This is a genomic window from Paraburkholderia ginsengiterrae (assembly GCF_001645125.1).
Lineage (GTDB): Bacteria > Pseudomonadota > Gammaproteobacteria > Burkholderiales > Burkholderiaceae > Paraburkholderia > Paraburkholderia ginsengiterrae.
The window spans coordinates 136037-159294 of record NZ_LXKA01000011.1 but is presented as its reverse complement, the minus strand read 5'-3'; the positions used below and the strand labels follow the sequence as shown (position 1 = coordinate 159294).

Below are 23258 nucleotides of genomic sequence, written 5' to 3'. Positions count from 1 at the left end.
GCGGCAAAAAGCCAGGCGCACGGCGCAACTGCCTTGCAGCACCCGTCTATACTGACGGTTAAATCTTTGACTTAAGCGCCTGTGTCACGTCGGCGATTCAAGCCGCTCACGCGTTAAGTCATTACCAATCCGATTCTACGCGGCCCGGGTCGCACTTTTTGCCATGCCCGATTTACCTGCTCACCTGTGGTATTCGATCACCAATCTCGGCGGCGCCGGCATCACGCTGCCGCTGGCGCTCGCGATCGCGCTCGGGCTGGCCGCCGGTTATTCGTGGCGCATGGCAGCGGGCTGGCTGCTCCTGCTCGGCGGCGCCATCGGCGTGGTGACGGTGACCAAGCTGGCGTTCCTCGGCTGGGGTGTGGGTGTGCGCGAGCTGGATTTCACCGGCGTCAGCGGCCACGCCATGCTGTCCACCGCCGTTTATCCCGTCGTTCTGTTTCTCATGCTGTTGCCCGCGCGTCCGGCCGTTCGTCTGCTCGGCGTGCTGGCTGGCCTGGCCGCGGGGATCGCGGTGGGCTTGTCGCGGGTCGTGCTGAGCGCGCACTCGCCGTCTGAAGCCATCACCGGCTGTCTGGTCGGCGCCCTGGCCGCGCTGGTATTCGTGCGTCTCGCGTGGCATGCCGAGCCGGGCCGTCTGTCGGCGCTGCCGGTTGCCGTCAGCATGATGGCGCTGGCGATATTGATGCACGGCGTGCATGTGCCGACCCAGCGCTGGGTCACGCATATCGCCCTGAAAGTGTCCGGTCATGAGCGGCCGTTCATTCGCGCCAAGTGGCGCTCCGTGCGCGATGTCCGCCCTGCAACTGCGCCGCTGTCGCAAACGCGCAATACGCTGGCGCCGCTGCAATCATCTGACGTTTGAACCCTCGCCTTCCGCTTGAAGAGCCGCGTTATGCGCGCGGCTGAATAATTGTCATGGGTCACCGCTATAACCTTTCATATATTACGATAGCGTTTTAACCCACTGCTCCGGCTCAAGCCGGACTTCAAGACCTTCATGACACTCTCCCGCCGCCTTCTGAAGCACGCGTTGTTCGTCGCCAGCACTGTCTCTGTCATGGTTAGCGCCCAGGCGCGGGCCGACGAACTGGTGGTCTCCGCCGCCGCTAGCCTGACCAACGCGTTCAAGGCGGTCAGCGAAGTGTTCGAACAGCAGCATCCGGGCACCAAGGTGCTGCTGAACTTCGGCGCCTCCGACGTGCTGATGCAGCAAATCGTCAAGGGCGCGCCCGCCGACGTGTTCGCCTCTGCGGATCAGAAAGCCATGGACAAGGCCGCCGCCGAAAAGGTCATCGTGCCGGCCACGCGCAAGGATTTCGCCGCCAATTCGCTGGTGCTGATCGTGCCGGCTGACAGCCATTTCGCGCCGGCCGGGCTGAACGATCTGACGTCGGCGAATGTGAAACGTGTCGCCTACGGCGATCCGGCCTCCGTGCCGGTCGGCCGTTATACGCAAGGCGCGCTGCAAGCCGCGGGCGTGTGGGATGCGGTGAATGCGAAAGCCGTGCTGGCCGCGAACGTGCGTCAAAGCCTGGACTACGTGTCGCGCGGCGAAGTCGACGCCGGCTTTGTTTTCAGCACCGACGCCGCGGTCATGCCCGACAAGGTGAAAGTGGCGCTGAACGTGCCGACGCAAACGCCGATCACCTATCCGATCGCGCAAGTCGAAGGCAGCCACCATGCCGCGGATGCGCAAGCGTTCGTGAATTTCGTGCTGTCGCCGGCCGGCCAGGCCGTCCTGGCGAAGTACGGTTTCAAGCCCGCGCATTAAGCCCACCCTGCGCCCCCTGGAATAACGCACGCTCATGCAACAGGCCTGGATTCCGCTCTTGCTGTCGCTGAAAGTGGCGGGCTGGGCCACCGCGCTCAATCTGGTGTTCGGTGTCGCGGCCGGCTTCGGTTTGTCGCGCTGGCGCTCCGGCGCGCGCGACGTGATCGATTCGCTGCTGACGTTGCCGCTCGTCATGCCGCCCACCGTGCTCGGTTACTACCTGCTCGTGCTGCTCGGGCGGCGCGGCGTGATTGGCGGGTGGCTCGACCGTTTCGATATCCAGCTGGTGTTCACCTGGCAGGGCGCGGTGATTGCGTCGACGGTCGTGGCTTTCCCGCTCGTGCTGAAATCGGCGCGCGCCGCTTTCGAAGCCGTCGACCCGCAACTCGAGCGGGCCGCGCGCACGCTCGGCGTCAGCGAGACGGCCGTGTTCTTTCGCGTGACGCTGCCGCTCGCCGCGCGCGGCATTCTTGCCGGCGGCCTGCTGGCCTTCGCGCGGGCGCTCGGCGAATTCGGCGCGACGCTGATGATCGCGGGCAACCTGCCGGGGCGCACGCAGACGCTGTCGGTCGCGGTCTAGGCCGCCGTGCAGGCCGGCGACGACAGCACCGCGAATTTCCTCGTGCTCGTGACCTCGGTGACGTGCGTGGTGATCCTGTTGCTCGCCGGGCGTCTCGTGCCGCAGCACTCGCTTTTGACGTCCCGCTGATATGCCTCTCACCGTCGACATCCGCAAGACCTTTGAGAGCGCCGAGCGCCGCTTTACGCTCGACGTCGCTTTCGACGCCACCTCGCAACGCGTCGTGCTGTTCGGGCCGTCCGGCGCGGGCAAGAGTCTGACCTTGCAGGCTATCGCTGGACTGCTGCGTCCCGACCATGGAACGATCACGCTGCACGGCAAGGCGCTATTCGACAGCGCGAGCGGCGTCGATCTGAAACCGCAGGCGCGCAAGATCGGTTATCTGTTTCAGGACTACGCGCTATTTCCGCATCTGAACGTGCGGCAGAACATCGGTTTTGGCTTGCAGCAGGGCTGGTTCAATGCACGCGCGCGGCACGCGCACCCGCAAGTCGACTATTGGCTCGACACGCTGGAATTGAAGAGCGTGGCGGGCAATCATCCGGTACAGCTTTCGGGTGGACAGAAGCAACGCGTGGCGCTGGCGCGAGCGCTCGTCGCGCAGCCTCAGGTGCTGTTGCTCGACGAACCGTTCTCGGCGCTCGACAGCGCGCTGCGTCAGCGCATGCGGCGCGAGTTGTCCGACCTGCAAACGCGGCTCGATATCCCGATGGTGTTGATCACACACGATCCCGACGATGTCGCCGCCTTCGGCGATCAGGTCGTGCAGATCGGCGATGGCCGCGTGCGCGAAAATCTTCCGTTCGCCGGCTACGCGCGCAGCGAGCCCTGAAAGCGGCACGATCCGGCGCGAGTGCAACGCACGCTCAGTCCTTCACTCCGAGTATCACGCTCGATGCCTTGAATGCCGCGACAGCGCTGCCGCCTTCCACGAGGCCGAGCGTATCGGCGCTTTCATTGGTGACGACCGCGGTGATCACCGCGCCGCCGTCCAGCACCAGCGACACCTCGGCATTGATCGCGCCGCGCTTCACGCTCTGCACCGTGCCGCGCAGCTGATTACGCGCCGACAGCTTGAGCGGCGCCCCGCTGCCGTTGTCGACAAGCAGCACGACCCACGACGCCTTGATCAGCGCAAACGCCACCGCGCCCTCGACGAGGCCGAGCGTCTCGGTGCTTTCATGCGTGATGACAGAGACGATCGCGTGACCGCCGGGCAGCGCCAGCGTGATCTCATCGTTGACAGTACCGCGCGAGATCGCCGACACCGTGCCATAGAGCTGATTGCGCGCGCTCGTCTTCACGCCGATGCGGCCAATCAGATCCCAATCGTTCGCGAACCCTTCGATCACCTGACCCGCGCGTTCGAGAAAGCGCCGATGCTCGCGCTCCACCGCGCGAAACGTCTCGATCAGCTTCACGGCGCGCGGCGTGAGCGTGGTGCCGCCGCCGCCCTTGCCGCCGGTCAGCCGGACGACGAGCGGCTCGCCGGCAAGATTGTTCATAGTGTCGACGGCATCCCACGCGCCTTTGTAGCTCATCCCGACGGCTTTCGCCGCACTGGTAATCGATCCGGTGTCGCCAATCGCCGCGAGCAGCGCGATGCGCGACGCACCGCCGAGCGTTTGCGCACCCGCCTGGAACCAGACCGAGCCGCCTAGTTCGAGAGGTTCGTGACGCGGATCGGTGTGGTCGGATGTCATGGCGTAGAGCGGCCGATGGCCGGGAAAAGGCGACGAATCATTATAACGACGCCAACCCGCGCCACGGCGCGCACGCTACACAGCGACGACCGCCGTCACAGCGCGTACTGCGCAATGCCGTTGCCGAACGACCAGTTCTCCTTCAGCACCTCGACGAGATTGATGAGCACGTCCTCTCGCCGCAGCCCCGGCGACTTCGCCAGTTCGTCCGCCATGCGCGCGTACAACGCTTTTTTCTGTTCGAGCGTGCGGGTGTTATTGAGCGTGATCTGGATCATCACCAGATCGTCGCTGCGCTCGACGTTCAGATACTGGTTGTCGTACACAAAATTGCCGGCATCGTGCTCGGTGATCAGCATGAAGATGTCGTCCTTCGGCACGTTGAAGGTGTCCACCAGCGAGCGCTGGATGCTGTCCGACACCGCCTTCCGGTACTCGACGGACTTGCCGGTGCGCAATGCAATTCGTGTGAGCGGCATGATGAATCTCCTTGGTTGCGTTGATGTGGTGTTGCTTGGGTAAACACACTTTAGGCGCGCTCAGTCATAATAAACAGACATCATTGATTATTTCATCTATTTATACTGAAAATGAAAGTCCTCGATCTCGATGCGGTTCGGGCCTTCGTTCTGGTCGCCGATCTGCACAGTTTCACGCGTGCCGCGGACGCGCTCGACACCACGCAATCGGCCGTCAGCCTGAAGCTCAAGCGGCTCGAAGCGCATCTGGGCAAGCAATTGCTGGAGCGCACGCCCCGCGTGGTGCGCCTCTCCGCGGACGGCAACGCGTTTCTCGGCGCGGCCCGCGACCTGTTGAACGCGCATGAACGCGCGCTGGGCTCGCTGTCGATCGAGCGGCGGCGGCTCGTGCTGGGGCTGAGCGAGCATGTCGCGGGGCCGGACCTGCCGCTGTTGCTCGGGCGGCTCAATGCCCACGATCCGGGTTTGGTCGTCGAATTGCATCTGGGTACGTCGGCGGCGCTGCTGGCGCAATTCGACGAACGCCGTCTCGACGCGGCGATCGTCCGCTACGGCGCCGACGAGCCTCCGCGCGACGACGCCCAGGCTTTGTTCAGCGAACCGCTTGGCTGGCTCGCCACGCCGGCCTGGCTGCCGCGCGTCGGCGAGCCGTTGGCGCTGGCGCTATTGAGTCCGCCGTGCAACGTGCGCGACGTGGCGCTGCGAACGCTCGTGGAGGCTGGTATCGGCTGGCAGGAGGTGTTCGTGGGCGGCGGCGTGGCCGCCGTGGGCGCCGCGGTGGCGGCGGGGCTGGCGGTGTCGCCGCTCGCGCGCAGAGTGGCGCCGCGCGGACTGGTCGACGTCGGCGCGCGGCTGGGTTTGCCGCCACTGCCGGAGTCGCGCGTGACGCTGCATTCGCGTGTGCGGGACAAGCGGTCGGTGGAGACGCTGCGGTTGGTGACGAGTGGGCTGGCGAGCGCTTGAGGCAGACGCACGCGAGATCCCATAAACCCAAGCGGCTACGGTAATTCAATGATATGGTGCCGTTCCTGTGCTCCGCCTGGAGAGGAATCCACTCATGAACAGCAGCGAAGAATGGCGGCTTGCGCAGGAGCGCGGCGCCGAGACTGCCAGGCGGCCCGCCGCACGCAGCGCATGCTACAAGCCGCGTACCAAACGTCTCGACATCATGCTGACCAACGGCATATCCCTGCTGGTGCCAGTCGCCTATATCGAAGGCCTGCACAACGCGACTGCCGCGCATCTTCGCGAAATCCAGCTCTTTGGCCTCGGTTCGGCGCTTGTGTTTCCGGCGCTCGACGTCGTGGTGTCGGTACACGGTTTGATCGACGGCGTATTCGGCTCGAAAGCTTGGATGCGCGATATCGGGCGCAGCGGCGGCAGCGTCAAATCCGAGGCAAAGTCAGCGGCTGCACGCGAAAACGGCAAGAAAGGCGGCCGTCCACGTAAAGCGGCGTGAGACGGCCTGAGCGCTTGATCAGTGCAAAATCGGCGGCAACGAACCGCTGCTGGCAGTCGCCGGATTGTTCGTTACGTTTGATGACGGGCTGGCGCTAACGTTTGCGCTTTGGGCCGGCACATTCGCATGAGATGCCGCCGGCTTCGCCGCGCCGGTTTTGGCCGCGACCTTCACCACATGAGGACGAGCCGTGTGGCCTTGGACCAGATTGGCACGCACGATCTTGCCTTGCCCCGTTTTCGCCTGAGCGACTTGCGCATGCGACGCCGCGTGTTGCTTCGCATGTGGCTTGTCACTCTGCACCATCAGGGCCGCTTTCGATGGCGTCTTGCGCGCACCTGCCGTCCCGGCCCCGCTCTTCGTTACACCCTTGGCCGCCACTGGCTTGACATGTCCCTGCGCCGCCTTATTGCTGTGTCCCGATGCCGATGCAGCCATCACGTGCGGCGCAGAATGCTTTGCACCCGCCACGTGCTTCGCGCCGGCTTTTGAACCGGCGGCAGGCTTGACCTTGGCCGCACCCGACTTTTTCTTCGGCTGTTTCGCGACATGCCCGGTCGACTCGGGCGGATTCCATACTTCGGCGTAACCCGAGGCCATGGCCGCGCCCGACACACACAACGCGGCAAACGCCGCGGCTACTGCTACTGCTCGAACCCGCATCTCCTGCTTCTCCTGATTTTCGGCTTGCATGACGAGCCGGAATTATATTCTTTTGCAAAAATCCATATTTAGACTAGAATTAATTTCAAGTACACATAAGGACTTACCCGCTCATGGCTCATGCTGCCCGTGCCACCCAGCCCGAAGCGCCGATTCGCCGGCCCGCTTCGACGCCTTCGCTAACGGAAATGTCCGCGGCGGGTCTACGCGCGTTCTTCAACATCGCGCGCGACTGGGACTTGAGCGCCGAGGAGCAAATCGTGCTGCTCGGCTCGCCCGGCCGCTCCACCTATTTCAAATGGAAGGCCACGCCGGAGACCGCCCGCCTCGGGCGCGACACGCTGGAACGCCTGTCGCTGCTGCTCGGCATCTACAAAGCGCTGCAAATCCTGCTGCCGCAGGCCAGCGCCGCGGACACCTGGATCAAGCGCCCCAACAGCGCGCCGCCATTCGGCGGCCGCCGTGCGCTGGACCGCATGCTGGCCGGCAACATCAGCGATCTCGTGGCCGTGCGCCAGTATCTCGATGCAATGCGAGGCGGCTGGGCGTGACACAACCGCATTGGCAGGACCGCTGGCGCACCGCGCCGCTCGACTGGTCGCCCGCGTATCGCGTGATTCCCACACGCTTTCCGGCCATCAATCTATTCGACCGCGTGGCTTCGCCGGAAGATTTCGACGCGCTGTACGCGCTCGAGGCCATGACCAACGACCGCTTGCGCACCGAAGTCGGCGAACTCGATCTGGTGCCACGCGAAGAGCGTCGCTTCGGGCCCGGTTACGGGCCGATCATGGCCGCGTTGACGCATCTGAATCCGCTCGGCAGCCGCTTCTCCGACGGCACCTACGGCGTGTTCTATTGCGCCCGCTCACGCGCCACCGCAATCGCCGAAACGCGTTATCACTCGGGAAAATTTCTGGCGGCGACGGCCGAGCCGCCCATGCGCCAGCAGATGCGGCTCTACACGGTCGTCGCGCAAGGCCTCGTGGTGGACATCCGCGAAGACACTACGCTCGATCTCGCGGTGCTGTCGCCCGACGACTATCTGCCCGGACAATCGCTCGGCCGCGCAGTGCGCGAAGCCGGCGCGCCAGGCATCGCGTATCCGTCCGTGCGGGATGATGGCGGGGAATGTCTCGCCGCGTTCAGCACAACGCTGCTGCGCGACTGCCATCACGCGGCGTATCTGGAATACAACTGGAACGGCACGAGTGTGGATATCGTGTTCGAACTCAACCAGATCGGCTGACGACTCAGCACGCAGGCGCGCGCCGCATCATGGCAGCGCCAGCGCCGCCGCCCCTTCCGCGCGAGCTTCGTCGACCGAGATCGACCAGCGCCGCAACGCCAGCGGCTCGACGATGGTGAGCTTGCCGCCCGGTCCGAATGCACCGGTGTCGATAAATACCTGCGAGCCGACCTGCTTGATGTCGCGCATCGGCGTATGGCCGCAATAGGTCAGCGAGAGACCGCGCTGCCGTTGTGGATCGCCATTACCCAGCGCGAGGTCGCGTCCCCATAGCAAGCGCTGGCGGGTTTCGTCGGAATAATTCCCCGCGTCGAGTTCGGCGTCCGAGCCGAAAAATTCGGCATGCAAAATATTGAAGCGGTCTTTGCCACTGCCGACTACACGTGCCAGCGGCAGCGTCTGCAGGATTTCCGCGTAATGCTGCAAGCGTTCGTCGGACAGGGCCGTCGCCCATAGGCCGCCGATGCCATACCACCACTGGCGCCGCACGCGTCCGTCGGCGACGGCGCACAGCGTGTCCTCGTGATTGCCAAGCACGGCGAAGAACCACGGCTTGTCGAGCAGCGCCAGGGCCTGTTCGGAATGCTCACCGCGGTCCACCAGATCGCCGACCGAAAAGAGCCGGTCATTCTCCGGGTCGAACGTAATCACGCGCAGCAGATAGCGCAATGCATCGACGCAGCCATGCAGATCGCCAACCACGAAGTCGCGCCCGCGCACGTTGGTCGCGTGATGTTGAACTGAATTGACGAGTACGGAAGCCATGGGATCATGATAATGCCGCACGCACGACCGTGTGTGAGCGTTGCCTATCCTATCCTGGCGCTCCGGAGAGTGAAGATGACCGAAATTCACGCGAAAGCAGGGGATTTCCGGCAGGCCTTACCGGAAATCCCATCTCTACGCGGTCACTATTGCTGAGTCCGCAATTTGGCAACCTGGTCGGCCGTCACGGTCGACTGCGGATTGCCGAACTGCTGGGTCACGTAGTTGGTGATGGCGGCCACCTGCTCGTCGGTGAGTTCGTTGCCGAAGGCGGGCATCAACACATCCGCATCCTTGGTCGTACGGCTGACGCCGTGCAGGATCACCATCGTCAGATTGTTGGCGTCGCCCGCGCCCACCGCCGAGTTGTGAATCAGCGAGGGATACGCACCCGGTGCGCTCGCGCCCACGCCCTGGCCCGTCCAGTTGTGGCACGTCGCGCAATTGGCCACGAACAGTTGCGCACCGTTCACCCCCGTGATCGCGGTGCCGCGAAGCGCCGTAACGGCGTCGGCGGGATGGCCCCATTGATCGCGCGCGCGCACTTCGCCGCCGCTGACCGCCGGCACCGTGCGCAAATACTTGACGATCGAACCGAGGTCCTCATGCGTCAGGTATTGCGTGCTGTCGCTCACCACTTCGGCCATCGGACCGGCTGCATTGGCCCGGCCAGGCGCAGCGCCGGTCGACAGGTACGACACCAGTTCGTCGTCGCTCCAGTTGCCCACGCCGCTGTTCTTGTCCGGTGTGATGTTGTAGGCGTGCCACCCGGCTTGCACCTCGCCTGAAAAACGCGAACTCGACTTCAGCCCCTGCATGAAATTACGCGGCGTATGACACTCCTCGCAATGCGCGAGTCCCTCCACCAGATACGCGCCGCGATTCCACTCGGCGCTTTGCTTGGGATCGGGCACAAAGCGGCCCTCGGTGAAATTGAACAGATTCCAGAACACCATCAGCCAGCGCTGGTTGAACGGGAATTTCAGGCTGTTGGCCGGCGGTGCGTAGTGGATCGGCGTGAGCGTATTCAGGTACGCGCGAATGGCCAGCACGTCCTGATCGGTGACCTTGGTGTACTCCGCATACGGGAACGCCGGATAAAGCCGCTCACCGCTCTTGCCGATGCCTTCATGCATCGCGCGCAGAAAATCGGCATCGTTCCATCGGCCGATGCCGGTGTCGGGGTTCGGCGTGATGTTCGGCGTCACGATAGTGCCGAACGGCGTGTTGATCTGCAGACCGCCCGCGTAAGGACGGGCTTTGTCGGCCGTGTGGCAGGCCACGCAGTCGCCGGCGCGTGCAAGGTACTCGCCGCGCTTGACCAGATCGCCGCCGGCCGCGGCAGCGGGCATTGCCGCGCCATCGGCCGGTTGTGCATTGTCGTCCGCGCGAGCCTGGAGGATGGGCAGCTCATCGTTATGCCGCGCGCCGGGGCCGTGTGCCTCGTGCCAGGCGACATAGAGCGCAAACAGCGAAAAAGCCGCCGCCAGCGTCGCGACCCTGAAGGGATGGCGGCGCGCTTGCCGCATCAGCGCATCGGCCGGTTGCACGCGAGAGGTGTTCTTCGTCATGGTGGCTCTCCGTGGCGGCTCAGATTTCGCGCTTGAGCTTGTCGGCCAGTTTCAGCGACAAGGCGGCGATCGTCAGCGTGCAATTCACCGATGCAGCGGTCGGCATTACGCCGCTGCTGGCGATGAACAGATTGGAGTGGTCATGCGTGCGGCAATCCGCGTCGACCACCGAATCCGCCGGGTCGCTGCCCATGATCGTGGTGCCCATGATGTGATTGTTGGGCGCGAAGGTGTCGTCGAACGACACCTCGGCGCCGCCGAATAGTCCGGCGATCTGTGCATACAGCTCGTGTGTATTGGCCGCGCTTTTCTTTACGTAGTCGTTGATCGAGTAGTAAATCTCGGGCTGCGGAATGCCGAGCGCGTCTTTATGATCCGCCGAGGGCAGCACGCGATTCTGCGGCTCCGGCAGATGCTCGTGAAAGCTGTTGATGTTCAGCGTGCGCGCCGCGCGATCGCGAATCTGACGGTCAAGCTCGGCACCGGTGAGACCTTTTTTCAGCAGGTCGGCGGTCACGCTCATGGTCGGCACGCCGTTCGACAGATGCAGTTTTTTCGACGAGTAATCGGAGCGGAACGCGCCGTCGCGGAAATTGACGATCGAGGTCATCTCCATCGGCCCGCGTCCGGGCCACAGCGGCTCATTGGCGAGAAAGGTGACGCCGGTGCCGGGATGGTCCATCAGATTGCGGCCCACCTGATCGGAGCTGTTACCCACGCCATGCGGAAATTTATCCGAGGTCGACATCAGCATCAGCTTGGGTGTTTCGATGCCGTTGGCGGCGAGCACGAACAGCTTGCCGGTCACGCGCGTGCTGTTGCCGCTCGGGTCCTTGTAGTGAACCGCCGTGATCAGCCCTTTGTTGTCCGCTTCGACGCGGTACACCACGGCTTCGGGAATCAGCTTCGCTCCGGCCTGCTCGGCCTTTTCCGCGTGCACCACGCCGTTGTACATCGCGGCAATCGGGCAGATCGGCATGCAATTGTTGTTGCCGCAACAGGTCGGCCGCGCATCGTAAGGACGGCTGTTGCGCGCCACCGGCTCAGGCACCACCTTGAAACCCTGTGCGTTGAGCACTTCGCTGAAGCGCTGATCCATGTACGACAGCGGCAGCGCGCTCATCGGATAAGGCCGCGAGCGCGGCGAGCCGAGATCGACCGAACTGTCGGGACCCGATACGCCAAGCTGCACTTCAGCCGCGAAATACCACGGCTCCAGCGTTTCATACGGATACGGCCAATCGCGTCCCACGCCATACAGCTTGTGCAACTGGAAGTCCGACGGCAACAGACGCCACGCGGCGGCGGCCCAGTGCCAGGTCGTGCCGCCCACCAGTCGCACGTACTGTGAGTTGTACGGATAGTCGCCCTTCTGGATCAGATAGTTGTTGGCCGGCGCGTACTCGGGATGTGGCGCATACGAGGTCGACGGATACGGCGTTGCGAAGTCCGACTTGGCCGGCGAGTTGCGGAAGTTCTCGACGATCTGCCAGCGCGGAATGCGCGGTCCCGCTTCGAGCAGGATCACCGACGCGCCGGCCAACGCCATCTGATGCGCGACCAGTCCGCCTGCCACGCCCGACCCGACCACGACGATATCGGCGGAATTTGTGTTTGCCATTGTTGCCCTCTTCGACTGGCATATCGTTGCTTGCGGTACTCGCGCGTCGATGCCTCGCCACGTCATTCAATCGAGCGATGCGGCACGCGCGAGAGGCATGCCGTTCACGCGCTCACCGGTTTCTTCGTCCAGTAGAACGGCACGTCGCGGCAATAGGACGGAATCGTCAGCACGTCCTTGACGGGATCGAACATCAGCGCTTTTTCATACGCGACCACTTCCACGTGCGGCATGTCTCCGACGAGGCCGAGATACCACGCGCGCATGATCGCGCTCACGGACTTCGCGAGCGCGGGCTGGTCGACCTGCAAGGCCTGCGTGACGGTATCGGACGGCACGCCGCCATGGCCTTGCAGCCACGTGTTGAGCGCGGCGACGTTCTGCGTGAACTGGCTGTCGGATATGGCGAGGGCCGTATAGACACGCTTGCCGAGCGTAGCGTCGAAGCCCGTGCGGCCGGTGAGGCGTTGCGAGAGTGCAAGGAACGCGTCGAGTCCGCCGCCTGCGGGTGCGTCGGCGAAGGCCGGCGTGATCCACGAGAATGGGCGACCGGTTCCGGCAAACGCAAGTGCCGCGGCTGCGGCGCATGCGCCAAGCACCCAGGTTCTGCGCGATGAGGAGAATGAAACAAACGGCGGCGGCTCGGCCGAATGCGTCACTTCGTGGTGCGCAGGGTTGTTCTCTCGAACATCTGTCATGGGGACTCCAGATGGTGAGTCATTCTCAACTTGCAATGCGGTGGCGTAGCCGTTCGCGTTGCATGGATCTCTACCCCAAACCTGGTCTGACGCCGCTCGAGCGGTCTTGTGAGCCGGCGCGATACGGGTGCGCGCCGCCTTATGCTGTGCCGATGACACTCATATGAAATCGCATGTGCCGCATGGCACGCACTGCGAAAAATACCTGCCGCCTGCCAATCGCCTTTCAACTGAAAGCGGCACGCAAGGGCGTTGCGAAAGACTATAGCCTGTGACCACCCGATTCGACAAATGGTGGTCGAGGCGCGGGTAGAATCCGCGACACTGAGAGTCCTCCACACGACAAACCATGCTCACAAAATACTATCCGCAGATTCTTCGCAACCGGCCGCGCATGGTGATCGGCCTGATATTCGGCCTTGCCGCTGCCCTCGCCGTGCCCGAACACACGCGTCCGATGGCCCGTGGACTGGTCGGCTGGGACGCCGCCGTGTGGAGCTTTCTGGTTCTGATCTGGGTGCACATGGCCACCGCCGACGAAAGCCGCGTACGTGACTTCGCCCGCCGCGACGATGAGAATGCAGGCGTGGTGCTCATGCTGATCTGCGTGGCAACCGTGGCGAGTCTTGCCGCGATCGTGCTGGAACTGGCCTCGGCGAAGGGCACGGCCGGCGCTTCCACCGTGTGGCACTACACGCTCACCGGGCTCACGATGATCGGCGCCTGGTTCATGATTCCGACTATCTTCACGCAGCATTACGCCCGGCTTTACTACGACACCGATGCTACGGAAACACCGTTGCTGTTTCCCGACCACAAGCTCCAGCCGAACTACTGGGATTTCATGTACTTCTCGTTCACCATCGCGGTCGCCTCGCAAACGTCGGACGTGGTGCTGCGCTCGCGCTCGATTCGCCGCGCCGCGCTCGCACAATCCATTCTCTCGTTCTACTTCAACGTCGCCGTACTCGGCTTGTGCGTGAATATCGCAGCGGGCCTGGTAGGCTCGTAACATGGCTGACATCATGATTCTGGGCGCATAGAGCGCCGGTTTTCACGATCACCGCCCCAGTCTTTGCGCGCGGCATGTAAAACCCGGACGCTGCCGGCCTGTTTTACATGCCGCGCCGCCTACCGCCGCGCATCCCTCCTCGCGCACGCCGGCGCATCCATCCCTCGACATCGTCCGCCAAGCGCACCCTGGCGCGCCGGCTCAACCCGGCATGACGCCACGCCGAACCGCACTGGCACAGCGTTTGCTGCGGCTAATGAGTCGCTCTGATCAGCCCGTTCCAGCAACGCATGGCGTCAAATCACCCCTTACTGGCCAGCGGGGCGACGATCTTTGCACTACATTGACCAGTACGCGCCATTGCTTCGTGCATTGCGCGGTTGCCGGCTCTGGAAGCTCAATGAGCGCTGTGATCGCATGCCAACTGCATCCACACCGCAGCAGGACGAATCTGGAAACGACCGATGGAATCTCCAAACGGGTACGCGCCGCGGATTTACTTTCTTCATTCACTTCTGGTTGGGCCGCTCGACGCATGGCCTGCGCAGTTCGCGCACGCCGCCGCGCTGGGCTTCGATCACGCGCTGATCGGCAACCTGTTCGAGCCCGGGCAGGCGGGCCACGGCCAGGTGGTCGGCAACCATGCCCGGCTGCATCCTGTGTTCGGAGCCCGGCAACCGGCGGCCGACACGATACGCACGCTTGCGAGCACCGCCCGTCAGCATGGCTTGACCTTGCTGGTCGATCTGGTGATCGACCGGATGGCCGCCGACGGCGCGCTCTATGCCGAGCACGCCGACTGGTTCCATGCCTTCGAATCGGACGAGGCGCGGCTCGATCCGCGCCATGTGCATCGCGAAGACAACGTCGCGTATGCGAACTTCAATGATGCCGGCAGCCGCGCCGCGTTGACCGGCTGGTGGACGCGGCACCTGCTGGCGCTCGCCGAAGCCGGCGTGGGCGGCTTCCGCTTCGATTCACCGCATCGCGTGCCCGCAGCCGTCTGGCGGCAGCTGGGCGACGCCGTGCGCGCAAAGCACCCTGGCGCGCGCCTGCTAGCCGCTACCCCCGGCCTCGCGCGTGGCGACCTGGCCGGGCTGGAAGGCGCGGGCTTCGACAGTGCGTTCTCCTCGGTGCGCTGGTGGGACTTCCGCGCGACCTGGATGGCCGAAGAGCACGCCGCGCTCGCGCGCATCGGCGCGCCCATCGCGTTTCCCGAAGCCCCTTACGGCACACGTCTGGCCGCCGAGCTAAGCGATGCCCACGACGCCGCCATCGTGGAACGGGCGTACCGGCGCGCGCTCTTCACGTCCGCCGCCATCGGCACGGGCTGGATGATGCCGATGGGTTTCGAATACGGCATCACCGAGCCGATGTCGCAAACGCGCGGCGACGCATCGCAGTTCTCGCTTGCCGTTCAAGCGAAGCGATTCGATCTCTCGGCGCCCATCAAGCAGGCGAACGCCGCCGCGCACAACAGCAACGTGCTGTACGCCAACGGAGAATTGCGCTCGCTCAGCGGGCCCGGCGCAGCCGCGGCGGTCCTGCTGCGCGCTAATCAGCCCGACTTGCGTACCGCCGACGAAGCGCTTCTGATCGCCATCAACCCTGAACTCAGCACGCCGGTGCGCGTCGATCCCGCGCGCTTCCTTGCGGGCGTGCCCGGCAATTTCACCCGTTTCGTGCAGCTCGACGCGCCGGCCAGCACCGAGCCCGCCTCACTTGCACCGTTCACGCTCGCGCCTGGCGCCGTCAGCCTGTTCCATGCGTCCGCGGAAAAGCCGGTCTGCCTTGCACCACCTATCGACAAGGCGAACTCGACGCGCAGCGGTCACAAGAGCGTGCTCGACGCGATCAACGCGCCGCGTGTGGCAATCGAAAGCGTGACGCCTTCCGTCGATCACGGCGCTTTCCCGGCCAAGCGCGCCGTGGGCGAGCGGGTCGAGATCAGCGCCGCGATCTTCGCCGAAGGCCACGACAAAATCGCCGCCGCCGTAATCTGGCGCGCCGCCGACGAAACCGCCTGGCACGAAGTGCTGATGACGCCTGCACCACCCGCCGGCCTCGACCTCTGGCATGCGCGCATTCCGCTCGAACGCGTGGGCCGTCACGAGTTCACCGTGATCGCGTGGCGCGATGACTTCGCCTCGCTGGTGGAGCATGTCCAGAAGAAGCTGAAAGCGAATCAGACCGTCGAGCTCGAACTCGACGAAGCCGCGCATCTGTTCGCGCTGGTGCTCGCCGAAGTAGAGACCGCCGACGGCGCCGCGACGAAACCGCTCGAACAGATCGTCAAGACGTTCACCAAGTCCGACGCGCAAGCCAAGCTCGCCATTCTCCTCGCGCCGGCCACGGCCAGCGCGATGACCGCCGCGCGCCACCGGCCCTCCCTGAGCCGCGATCCGGTCATCTACAAGCTTGACGTCGATCGGACCGCCGGGCGCTTCGCGAGTTGGTACGAGATCTTCCCGCGTTCGATGAGCGACGACGAAACGCGCCACGGCACCTTCGCGGATGTCACGACGAAACTGCCGCGCATCCGCGACATGGGTTTTGACGTGCTGTACTTCCCGCCGATTCATCCGATCGGCCTCGCGAATCGCAAAGGCCGCAATAACGCGCTGAACGCGCAGCCGGGCGACGTCGGCAGTCCGTACGCGATCGGCGGGGCGGAGGGCGGCCACACCGCCGTGCATCCGCAACTGGGCACGCTCGACGACTTCAAGGCGATGCTTGCCGCCGCGCAAGCGCATGGCCTCGAGATCGCCCTCGATTTCGCCGTGCAGTGCTCGCCGGATCACCCCTGGCTCAAGGAACATCCGACGTGGTTTGCGTGGCGACCCGACGGCACGCTGCGCTATGCGGAAAATCCACCGAAGAAGTATCAGGACATCGTCAATCCCGACTTTTATGCGCACGACGCCAAGCCCGATTTGTGGCTCGCGCTGCGCGACGTATTTCTGTTCTGGATCGCAGCGGGCGTGCATATTTTCCGCATCGACAACCCGCACACCAAACCGCTGCCATTCTGGGAATGGGTGATCGCCGATGTGCGCGCGCGCCACCCCGAGACGATTTTCCTCGCCGAAGCCTTCACGCGCCCGCGCATGATGAATCGCCTCGGCAAGATCGGCTTCTCGCAGTCCTACACGTATTTCACGTGGCGCGAGTCGAAGCGCGATTTCATCGAATACATGAGCGAGCTCACGCAGACCGGCGCGCGTGATTTCTATCGCCCGAACTTTTTCGTCAATACGCCGGACATCAATCCGCGCCATTTGCAGTCGCAAGGGCGCGCGGGCTTTCTGATTCGCGCGGCCCTTGCTTCGACGCTGGCCGGCTTGTGGGGCGTGTATAGCGGTTTCGAGCTTTGCGAAGCGGCCGCGCTGCCCAACAGCGAGGAATATCTCGACTCCGAGAAGTATCAGTTACGCGCGTGGGACTGGAACCGGCCCGGCAATATCGTCGGCGAGATCACTGCGCTGAACCGGATCCGCCGTGCGAATCCGGCGCTGCAAACGCATCTCGGCCTGACGTTTCTGCCCGCGCACAACGACCATATTCTGTTCTTCGAAAAAGCAACCGAATCGCGCGACAACGTCATAGTTGTCGCCATCAATCTCGACCCGTTCAACGAACAGGGCGCGGATATCGAACTATCGTCGGACACGTTCCAGCGATGGAATCTGCACGATCACAGCGCGCTGGAAGTCGTCGACCAGATGACCGGCGCGCGCTTCGAATGGCATGACCGCTGGCAGCACATACAGCTCGCCTCGGACCAGCCCTTCTCGATCTGGCGCCTCGCGCCGCTCGGCGGCCTGCCCGCCGAACGGCCGGATGAAGCCGACGGCGGCACCAATGGCGCCCTTCACGCAGACGCTGGCTACCAAACTCCAATGGAAGGTGGGACATGAAGCGTGACGATCCAGCTCAAACCACGTCGCAGGCCCATACCAGTGCAGCGGCCGGCAGTGCCACGAAAGCACGCTCGCATCGGCGCGGCAAACCCGCCGCCTTGAGCGACGATCCGCTCTGGTACAAGGACGCGATCATCTATCAGGTGCACATCAAGTCGTTCTTCGATGCGAACAACGACGGCGTGGGCGACTTTCCCGGCCTGATCGCGAAGCTCGACTACATCGCCGAACTGGGGGTGAACGCGATCTGGCTGCTGCCGTTCTATCCGTCGCCACGACGCGACGACGGCTACGACATCGCCGATTACCGCAGCGTGCATCCCGACTACGGCCAGATTGCCGACGTGAAACGCTTCATTCAGGAAGCGCACGCACGCGGCATTCGCGTGATCACCGAACTGGTCATCAACCACACGTCGGATCAGCACCCGTGGTTTCAGCGCGCACGCCGCGCGAAGCCGGGTTCGAACCATCGCAACTACTACGTGTGGTCCGATACCGATCAGAAGTACCAGGAAACGCGGATCATCTTTATCGATTCCGAGCCGTCGAACTGGACGCACGATCCGGTGGCGGGCGCGTATTACTGGCATCGCTTCTATTCGCATCAGCCCGATCTGAACTTCGACAATCCGGCCGTGCTGAGGGAGGTGCTGCAGGTCATGCGCTTCTGGCTCGATATGGGCATCGACGGATTGCGGCTGGACGCGGTGCCCTATCTGGTCGAACGCGAGGGCACGAACAACGAGAATCTGCCGGAAACGCACGCGGTGCTGAAGAAAATCCGCGCCACCATCGACGCCGAGTATCCGAACCGGATGCTGCTCGCGGAAGCGAACCAGTGGCCGGAAGACGTCAAGGAATACTTCGGCGAGGAAGACGAATGCCACATGGCATTTCACTTTCCGTTGATGCCGCGCATCTACATGTCGATTGCGAGCGAAGACCGGTTTCCGATTACCGACATCATGCGGCAAACGCCGGATCTCGCCGAATCGAACCAGTGGGCGATTTTCCTGCGCAACCACGACGAACTCACGCTAGAGATGGTCACGGACTCCGAGCGCGACTATCTGTGGAATACCTATGCGAGCGACCGCCGCGCGCGCCTGAATCTCGGCATACGCCGCCGCCTCGCGCCGCTGATGGAGCGCGACCGCCGCCGTATCGAGCTGATCAACTCGCTGTTGCTGTCCATGCCCGGCACGCCCGTGATCTATTACGGCGACGAACTCGGCATGGGCGACAACATTCACCTCGGCGACCGCGACGGCGTGCGCACGCCGATGCAGTGGTCGTCCGATCGCAACGGCGGTTTCTCGCGGGCCGATCCTGAACAACTCGTGCTGCCGCCGGTCATGGGTTCGCTGTACGGCTTCGACGCGGTCAATGTGGAAGCGCAAAGCCGCGACCCGCATTCGCTGCTGAACTGGACCCGGCGCATGCTCGCCACGCGGCGTGCCAAGCAGACCTTCGGGCGCGGCACGATCCGCTTCCTGAAACCAGAAAACCGCAAGATTCTCGCGTATCTGCGGGAAATGCCGGACGAGCCGCCGATTCTGTGCGTGGCGAATCTGTCGCGCGCGCCGCAAGCCGTCGAACTCGATCTGTCCGAGTTCAATGGCGCCGTGCCGATCGAAATGACCGCTGATTCCGTGTTCCCGGGCATCGGCCAACTGACTTATCTACTGACATTCCCGCCGTATGGCTTTCTGTGGTTCATGCTGTGTTCGAGCGGCCAGCGTCCTACGTGGGCGCAGGCGCATTCGGAGCCGTTGCCGGAATTCGTCACCATCGTGATCCGCGAAGGTCAAGTCGGTCCGACGCCGGAGAACGTGCGCCTGCTCGAATCGGAAGTGCTGCCCTCGTGGCTCAGCCGCCGCCGCTGGTTCGCGTCGAAGGATCAGAAGATGCATGCGGTGCACCTCGCCGCCTTGACCACGATCCCTAACGGCGGCTTTGCCTTCACCGAAATCGAAGCCGATGTGGGCAACCATACCGAACGCTACGTGGTGCCAATCGCGATTACGTGGGGCGGCGAAACCACCACGCCGCTCTTCATGCAACTGGCGCTGGCGCGCGTGCGGCGCGGCCGCAACGTCGGCCACCTGACGGACGCGTTCGCGCTGCCGATTTTCGCCCATGGCGTGATGCGCAAGCTGCGCGAACGCGCCGTGGTGCCGACCGTGCAGAAGAGCGAGATCCGATTCCTGCCCACCGAGCGTTTCACCGAACTCGACGATCTCGGCGAACGGCCGGAGATTCGCTGGCTCGCGGCCGAGCAGAGCAACAGCTCGCTCATCGTCGCCGACGCCGCCGTGCTGAAACTGGTGCGCCGTCTCGTGAGCGGCATTCATCCGGAGGCGGAAATCAGCCGCTATTTGACTCAGCTCGGTTATGCGAACACCGCGCCGCTGTATGGCGAAGTGGTGCGCGTCGATCCCGAAGGCGTGCCGCATACGCTCGCCATCCTGCAGGGCTACATCGACAATCAGGGCGATGCGTGGAACTGGTCGCTCGACTATCTGCGCCGCTCGGTGGATGAACTCGCGATCACCGCCGATACTGAGACGCCGTCTCCAACTGATCGGGATAACGAAGCCATTTTTATGGAGGGCTATAGCGAATTGGCCGGCATCATCGGCAAGCGGCTGGGCGAACTGCACGTGGCGCTCGCCTCGCAGACCGACGATCCGGCGTTCGCGCCGGAGCCCGCCAGCCAGGCGCAGGTGAAGGCATGGGTGGACGGCACGCAGGCGATGCTCGCCAGCGCGCTCGATCTGCTCGCGACGCGCATCGAGCAGATGACCGACCCCGAAACGCAGGCGCTTGCGCAGAGCCTGATCCAGCGCCGCGCGGCGCTGGTTGCTGCCGTCAACGAGCTGGTTCCCGCTGACGTATCCGCCCTGCGCATCCGGATTCACGGCGACTTCCACCTCGGCCAGGTACTGGTCGCGCAAGGCGACGCGTATCTGATCGACTTCGAAGGCGAGCCGGCACGCACGCTGGAAGAACGGCGCCAGAAGTCGAGTCCGCTGCGCGATGTGGCCGGCTTGATGCGCTCGTTGTCGTATGCGGCCGCGGCTGCGCAGTCCACCATGGAAAGCGCGCCGCAACAGACCGCCGATCGCAAGCGCATATTGTTCGAGCGTTTCCGCGCGCATGCCACCGAGAGGTTCCTCGCCGAGTACCGCATGGCCGCGGCTGAAACGCCGGCACCCCTCGTCGCGCCCGAGGCCGAACAGGCGCTGCTCGATCTGTTCCTGATCGAAAAGGCCGCCTACGAGATTCGCTACGAGGCGGCCAACCGCCCGACATGGCTCGGCTTGCCGGTGCGCGGCCTCGCCGCGCTCACGAGCCGTTTGCTCGGCGACACCGGCGAGCACGCCCAGGCTGCCTCCGCCCATGCGCCAGGCGCCGCCACGCCACCCGATCCGGCGGAGGGCGACTATGAGTGAGCATGATCCGGCCATCGGCCTCCAACCGCTCGAAATCGACGCCCTCGTCGAAGCGCGCCATCCCGATCCTTTTTCTCAGCTCGGGCTCCATCAGACCGACGCTGGTCCGGTGGTGCGCGCGCTGCTGCCGAATGCCGCGCACGTCAGCGTGATCTCGCGCGCCAACGGTTCGATGCTGGGCGAACTCGAGCAGTTGCGGCCCGGCCTCTTTGCAGGACGCGTCACGTCCGCGGCGCCGTATCGCTTGCGGATCGACTGGCATGGCGTTGTGCAGGAAATCGAGGACACCTATTCGTTTGGCCCTATACTCGGCGACGAGCCGCTCGGCCGTCTCGCGGGCGGCGATCCCTATGCGGTGCTCGAATGCCTCGGTGCGCGTCCGATGGACGTGGACGGCATACCCGGCGTGCGCTTCGCCGTGTGGGCGCCGAATGCGCGGCGCGTCTCGGTGGTGGGCGACTTCAATGCGTGGGACGGCCGCCGTCATCCCATGCGGCTGCGTCATCAGGCCGGCGTGTGGGAGTTGTTCGTGCCGCGCGTCGGTCCGGGCACGCGCTACAAATACGAACTGCTTTCGCGCGATGGCCACCCGCTGCCCCTGAAGGCCGATCCCTGCGCGATGCAGACGGAAAAGCCGCCGGGCACGGCATCGGTGGTGGCGCATGTCGATGAAGTCGAGCAGTTTCCGTGGAGCGATCACGCGTGGATCGAGTCGCGCGCCGATAAACAAACCGCGCGCGCTCCGATCTCCATCTACGAGGTGCACGCCGAATCCTGGCTGCGTATCGCGGAGGAAGGGCAGCGCGGACTCGATTGGGAAGAGCTTGCGGAGCGGCTGATTCCGTACGTGAAAGGCATGGGCTTCACGCACGTGGAGTTCATGCCGATTGCGGAGCATCCGTTCGGCGGATCGTGGGGATATCAGCCGCTTGGACAGTTCGCGCCGTCCGCGCGCTTCGGCAAACCCGAGCAGTTCGCGCACTTCGTCGACAGGGCGCACGAAGCCGGACTCGGCGTGATTCTCGACTGGGTGCCCGCGCACTTTCCGAACGACGCGCATGGCTTGGTGGACTTCGACGGCACGCCGCTCTACGAACACGCGGACCCGCGCGAAGGCTATCACCAGGATTGGAACACGATGATCTACAACCTCGGCCGCCACGAGGTGAGCGCGTTCCTGATCGCCTCGGGGCTGGCGTGGCTGAAGCGCTATCACGTCGACGGTTTGCGCGTGGACGCGGTGGCGTCGATGCTGTATCGCGACTATTCGCGCGCCGCCGGCGAGTGGGTGCCGAACATCTACGGCGGCCGCGAGAACCTCGAATCGATCGCGTTCCTGAAACGCCTGAATCACGAAGTCGGCTATGTGCCCGGCGTGCCGGGCGCGATCACGATCGCGGAGGAATCGACGGCGTGGCCGGGCGTGACGGCGCCCCTCGAAAGCGGCGGTCTCGGCTTCCAGTTCAAATGGAACATGGGCTGGATGCACGACACGCTGCACTACATGCAAGAGGATGCGATCCACCGCCGATACCATCACCACAATATGACCTTCGGGATGGTGTACGCCTACTCGGAGCGTTTCGTGCTGCCGCTTTCGCACGACGAAGTGGTGCACGGCAAAGGCTCGCTGCTCGGCAAGATGCCAGGCGACACCTGGCAGCGCTTTGCCAATCTGCGCGCCTACTTCGGTTTCATGTGGACGCATCCTGGCAAGAAGCTGCTGTTCATGGGCGGAGAATTCGGCCAGATGGCGGAATTCAACCACGACGCGTCGCCGCATTGGCATCTGCTCGACGACTCGAACCATCACGGCGTGCAGAAACTGGTGCGCGATCTGAACCGTCTGTACCACGAAGAGCCCGCGCTCTACCTGCTCGACTGCGAACCGGGCGGCTTCGACTGGCTGATCGGCGACGACAACGGCAACAGCGTATTCGCCTATCGCCGCACCGACGGCGCCGGCCGCGAACTCGTCGTGGTCTGCAACATGACGCCGGTGCCGAGAGTGGGGTACCGGATCGGCATGCCGCGCGGCGGACGCTGGGCCGAGGTGCTGAATACGGACGCCAGCGTGTACGGGGGCTCGAATATGGGAAACGGCGGCTTGATCCATACCGAACCCATGTCGAGTCACGGCTGGCCGCATTCGGCTGCGCTGACGCTGCCGCCGCTGGCGACGATCGTATTGCGCGCGGAATGACCGGCATGTTGAAACGCGGGCTCGGCGGGCGCGTTCTTCGCGCCGTGCGCGCGTTGCATAACCACCCACGATAGCGTTCGACAATCAGAACAAGGAAAGGGAA

General features: G+C 64.1%; 18 protein-coding genes and 1 pseudogene. 12 read left to right on the top strand and 7 right to left on the bottom strand.

Annotation, left to right across the window (positions count from 1 at the left end; genetic code table 11):
* The first annotated feature begins 163 nt into the window (after window positions 1–163).
* The 4 genes and pseudogenes from A6V37_RS00765 (at window position 164) to A6V37_RS00750 (ending at window position 3186) form a co-directional block, all read left to right on the top strand.
* Window positions 164–865: a phosphatase PAP2 family protein gene (locus A6V37_RS00765; RefSeq protein ID WP_064285677.1), complete on the top strand. Its 702-nt coding sequence runs from the start codon at window positions 164–166 to the stop codon at window positions 863–865.
* A gap of 135 nt (window positions 866–1000) precedes the next feature.
* Window positions 1001–1774, top strand: coding sequence for a molybdate ABC transporter substrate-binding protein (gene modA / locus A6V37_RS00760; protein WP_064271028.1), 774 nt, complete (start codon window positions 1001–1003; stop codon window positions 1772–1774).
* 34 nt (window positions 1775–1808) lie between these two features.
* Window positions 1809–2483, top strand: a pseudogene (gene modB / locus A6V37_RS00755) (molybdate ABC transporter permease subunit).
* 1 nt (window position 2484) lies between these two features.
* On the top strand, window positions 2485–3186 hold the full coding sequence (locus A6V37_RS00750; RefSeq protein ID WP_064271030.1) for a sulfate/molybdate ABC transporter ATP-binding protein: 702 nt from the start codon (window positions 2485–2487) through the stop codon (window positions 3184–3186).
* 34 nt (window positions 3187–3220) lie between these two features.
* On the opposite strand, the gene A6V37_RS00745 is transcribed toward A6V37_RS00750, so the two are convergent.
* Both A6V37_RS00745 and A6V37_RS00740 read right to left on the bottom strand, forming a co-directional pair.
* Window positions 3221–4057 (bottom strand): TOBE domain-containing protein, encoded by an 837-nt coding sequence (locus A6V37_RS00745; protein ID WP_064271031.1) that lies wholly within the window; start codon window positions 4055–4057, stop codon window positions 3221–3223.
* 95 nt (window positions 4058–4152) lie between these two features.
* Window positions 4153–4536, bottom strand: coding sequence for a tautomerase family protein (locus A6V37_RS00740; RefSeq protein ID WP_064271032.1), 384 nt, complete (start codon window positions 4534–4536; stop codon window positions 4153–4155).
* 111 nt (window positions 4537–4647) lie between these two features.
* Between A6V37_RS00740 and A6V37_RS00735 the strand changes: the two genes are divergently transcribed.
* Both A6V37_RS00735 and A6V37_RS00730 read left to right on the top strand, forming a co-directional pair.
* Window positions 4648–5499: a LysR family transcriptional regulator gene (locus tag A6V37_RS00735; protein WP_064285675.1), complete on the top strand. Its 852-nt coding sequence runs from the start codon at window positions 4648–4650 to the stop codon at window positions 5497–5499.
* A 94-nt stretch (window positions 5500–5593) separates the two neighbouring features.
* Window positions 5594–5995, top strand: coding sequence for a DUF2442 domain-containing protein (locus tag A6V37_RS00730; protein WP_064271034.1), 402 nt, complete (start codon window positions 5594–5596; stop codon window positions 5993–5995).
* Window positions 5996–6013: 18 nt separating this feature from the next.
* On the opposite strand, the gene A6V37_RS00725 is transcribed toward A6V37_RS00730, so the two are convergent.
* Complete coding sequence (locus A6V37_RS00725) at window positions 6014–6688, bottom strand: hypothetical protein (protein WP_242665926.1); 675 nt, start codon at window positions 6686–6688, stop codon at window positions 6014–6016.
* Window positions 6689–6771: 83 nt separating this feature from the next.
* Here A6V37_RS00725 and A6V37_RS00720 point away from each other — a divergent pair, with 83 nt between their 5' ends.
* Window positions 6772–7209 carry an MbcA/ParS/Xre antitoxin family protein gene (locus A6V37_RS00720; RefSeq protein WP_064271035.1) on the top strand — a complete coding sequence of 146 codons (438 nt, stop codon included), beginning with the start codon at window positions 6772–6774 and terminating at the stop codon, window positions 7207–7209.
* The gene (locus tag A6V37_RS00715; RefSeq protein WP_064271036.1) at window positions 7206–7907 is read left to right on the top strand and encodes an RES family NAD+ phosphorylase; all 702 of its coding nucleotides are present in this window, start codon (window positions 7206–7208) and stop codon (window positions 7905–7907) included. Before A6V37_RS00720 ends, A6V37_RS00715 begins: the two co-directional genes overlap by 4 nt.
* Before the next feature lie 27 nt (window positions 7908–7934).
* Here A6V37_RS00715 and A6V37_RS00710 read toward each other — a convergent pair whose 3' ends face one another.
* The 4 genes from A6V37_RS00710 to A6V37_RS00695 form a co-directional block, all read right to left on the bottom strand.
* Window positions 7935–8672: a metallophosphoesterase gene (locus tag A6V37_RS00710; protein WP_207547672.1), complete on the bottom strand. Its 738-nt coding sequence runs from the start codon at window positions 8670–8672 to the stop codon at window positions 7935–7937.
* 146 nt (window positions 8673–8818) lie between these two features.
* Window positions 8819–10243 carry a cytochrome c gene (locus A6V37_RS00705; protein ID WP_064285673.1) on the bottom strand — a complete coding sequence of 475 codons (1425 nt, stop codon included), beginning with the start codon at window positions 10241–10243 and terminating at the stop codon, window positions 8819–8821.
* Between the two features lie 19 nt (window positions 10244–10262).
* The gene (locus A6V37_RS00700) at window positions 10263–11864 is read right to left on the bottom strand and encodes a GMC family oxidoreductase (RefSeq protein WP_064271039.1); all 1602 of its coding nucleotides are present in this window, start codon (window positions 11862–11864) and stop codon (window positions 10263–10265) included.
* A 104-nt stretch (window positions 11865–11968) separates the two neighbouring features.
* A complete protein-coding gene (locus A6V37_RS00695; protein WP_064271040.1) occupies window positions 11969–12562 on the bottom strand; it encodes a sugar dehydrogenase complex small subunit in 594 nt (197 codons plus the stop codon).
* Between the two features lie 349 nt (window positions 12563–12911).
* Here A6V37_RS00695 and A6V37_RS00690 point away from each other — a divergent pair, with 349 nt between their 5' ends.
* The 4 genes from A6V37_RS00690 to glgB all read left to right on the top strand — a co-directional run bounded on the left by A6V37_RS00690 (window position 12912) and on the right by glgB (window position 23155).
* Window positions 12912–13574, top strand: a complete 663-nt coding sequence (locus A6V37_RS00690; RefSeq protein ID WP_064271041.1) for a DUF1345 domain-containing protein — start codon at window positions 12912–12914, stop codon at window positions 13572–13574.
* Window positions 13575–14038: 464 nt separating this feature from the next.
* Window positions 14039–17491, top strand: a complete 3453-nt coding sequence (locus tag A6V37_RS00685) for a maltotransferase domain-containing protein (RefSeq protein WP_064285671.1) — start codon at window positions 14039–14041, stop codon at window positions 17489–17491.
* Entirely contained in the window at window positions 17488–20952 is a 3465-nt protein-coding gene (gene treS / locus A6V37_RS00680) for a maltose alpha-D-glucosyltransferase (protein WP_064271043.1), read from the top strand. Before A6V37_RS00685 ends, treS begins: the two co-directional genes overlap by 4 nt.
* On the top strand, window positions 20945–23155 hold the full coding sequence (gene glgB, locus A6V37_RS00675) for a 1,4-alpha-glucan branching protein GlgB (RefSeq protein ID WP_064271044.1): 2211 nt from the start codon (window positions 20945–20947) through the stop codon (window positions 23153–23155). The genes treS and glgB overlap by 8 nt, the downstream gene beginning before the upstream one ends.
* Window positions 23156–23258: the final 103 nt, after the last annotated feature.

What these genes read in the sequence shown, in the direction of transcription:
- A6V37_RS00765 (WP_064285677.1), top strand. Translation starts at nt 164, where the DNA reads ATGCCCGATTTACCTGCTCACCTGTGGTATTCGATCACCAATCTCGGC.
- modA (WP_064271028.1), top strand. Translation starts at nt 1,001, where the DNA reads ATGACACTCTCCCGCCGCCTTCTGAAGCACGCGTTGTTCGTCGCCAGC.
- A6V37_RS00750 (WP_064271030.1), top strand. Translation starts at nt 2,485, where the DNA reads ATGCCTCTCACCGTCGACATCCGCAAGACCTTTGAGAGCGCCGAGCGC.
- A6V37_RS00745 (WP_064271031.1), bottom strand. Translation starts at nt 4,057, where the DNA reads ATGACATCCGACCACACCGATCCGCGTCACGAACCTCTCGAACTAGGC.
- A6V37_RS00740 (WP_064271032.1), bottom strand. Translation starts at nt 4,536, where the DNA reads ATGCCGCTCACACGAATTGCATTGCGCACCGGCAAGTCCGTCGAGTAC.
- A6V37_RS00735 (WP_064285675.1), top strand. Translation starts at nt 4,648, where the DNA reads ATGAAAGTCCTCGATCTCGATGCGGTTCGGGCCTTCGTTCTGGTCGCC.
- A6V37_RS00730 (WP_064271034.1), top strand. Translation starts at nt 5,594, where the DNA reads ATGAACAGCAGCGAAGAATGGCGGCTTGCGCAGGAGCGCGGCGCCGAG.
- A6V37_RS00725 (WP_242665926.1), bottom strand. Translation starts at nt 6,688, where the DNA reads ATGCAAGCCGAAAATCAGGAGAAGCAGGAGATGCGGGTTCGAGCAGTA.
- A6V37_RS00720 (WP_064271035.1), top strand. Translation starts at nt 6,772, where the DNA reads ATGGCTCATGCTGCCCGTGCCACCCAGCCCGAAGCGCCGATTCGCCGG.
- A6V37_RS00710 (WP_207547672.1), bottom strand. Translation starts at nt 8,672, where the DNA reads ATGGCTTCCGTACTCGTCAATTCAGTTCAACATCACGCGACCAACGTG.
- A6V37_RS00705 (WP_064285673.1), bottom strand. Translation starts at nt 10,243, where the DNA reads ATGACGAAGAACACCTCTCGCGTGCAACCGGCCGATGCGCTGATGCGG.
- A6V37_RS00700 (WP_064271039.1), bottom strand. Translation starts at nt 11,864, where the DNA reads ATGGCAAACACAAATTCCGCCGATATCGTCGTGGTCGGGTCGGGCGTG.
- A6V37_RS00695 (WP_064271040.1), bottom strand. Translation starts at nt 12,562, where the DNA reads ATGACAGATGTTCGAGAGAACAACCCTGCGCACCACGAAGTGACGCAT.
- A6V37_RS00690 (WP_064271041.1), top strand. Translation starts at nt 12,912, where the DNA reads ATGCTCACAAAATACTATCCGCAGATTCTTCGCAACCGGCCGCGCATG.
- A6V37_RS00685 (WP_064285671.1), top strand. Translation starts at nt 14,039, where the DNA reads ATGGAATCTCCAAACGGGTACGCGCCGCGGATTTACTTTCTTCATTCA.
- treS (WP_064271043.1), top strand. Translation starts at nt 17,488, where the DNA reads ATGAAGCGTGACGATCCAGCTCAAACCACGTCGCAGGCCCATACCAGT.
- glgB (WP_064271044.1), top strand. Translation starts at nt 20,945, where the DNA reads ATGAGTGAGCATGATCCGGCCATCGGCCTCCAACCGCTCGAAATCGAC.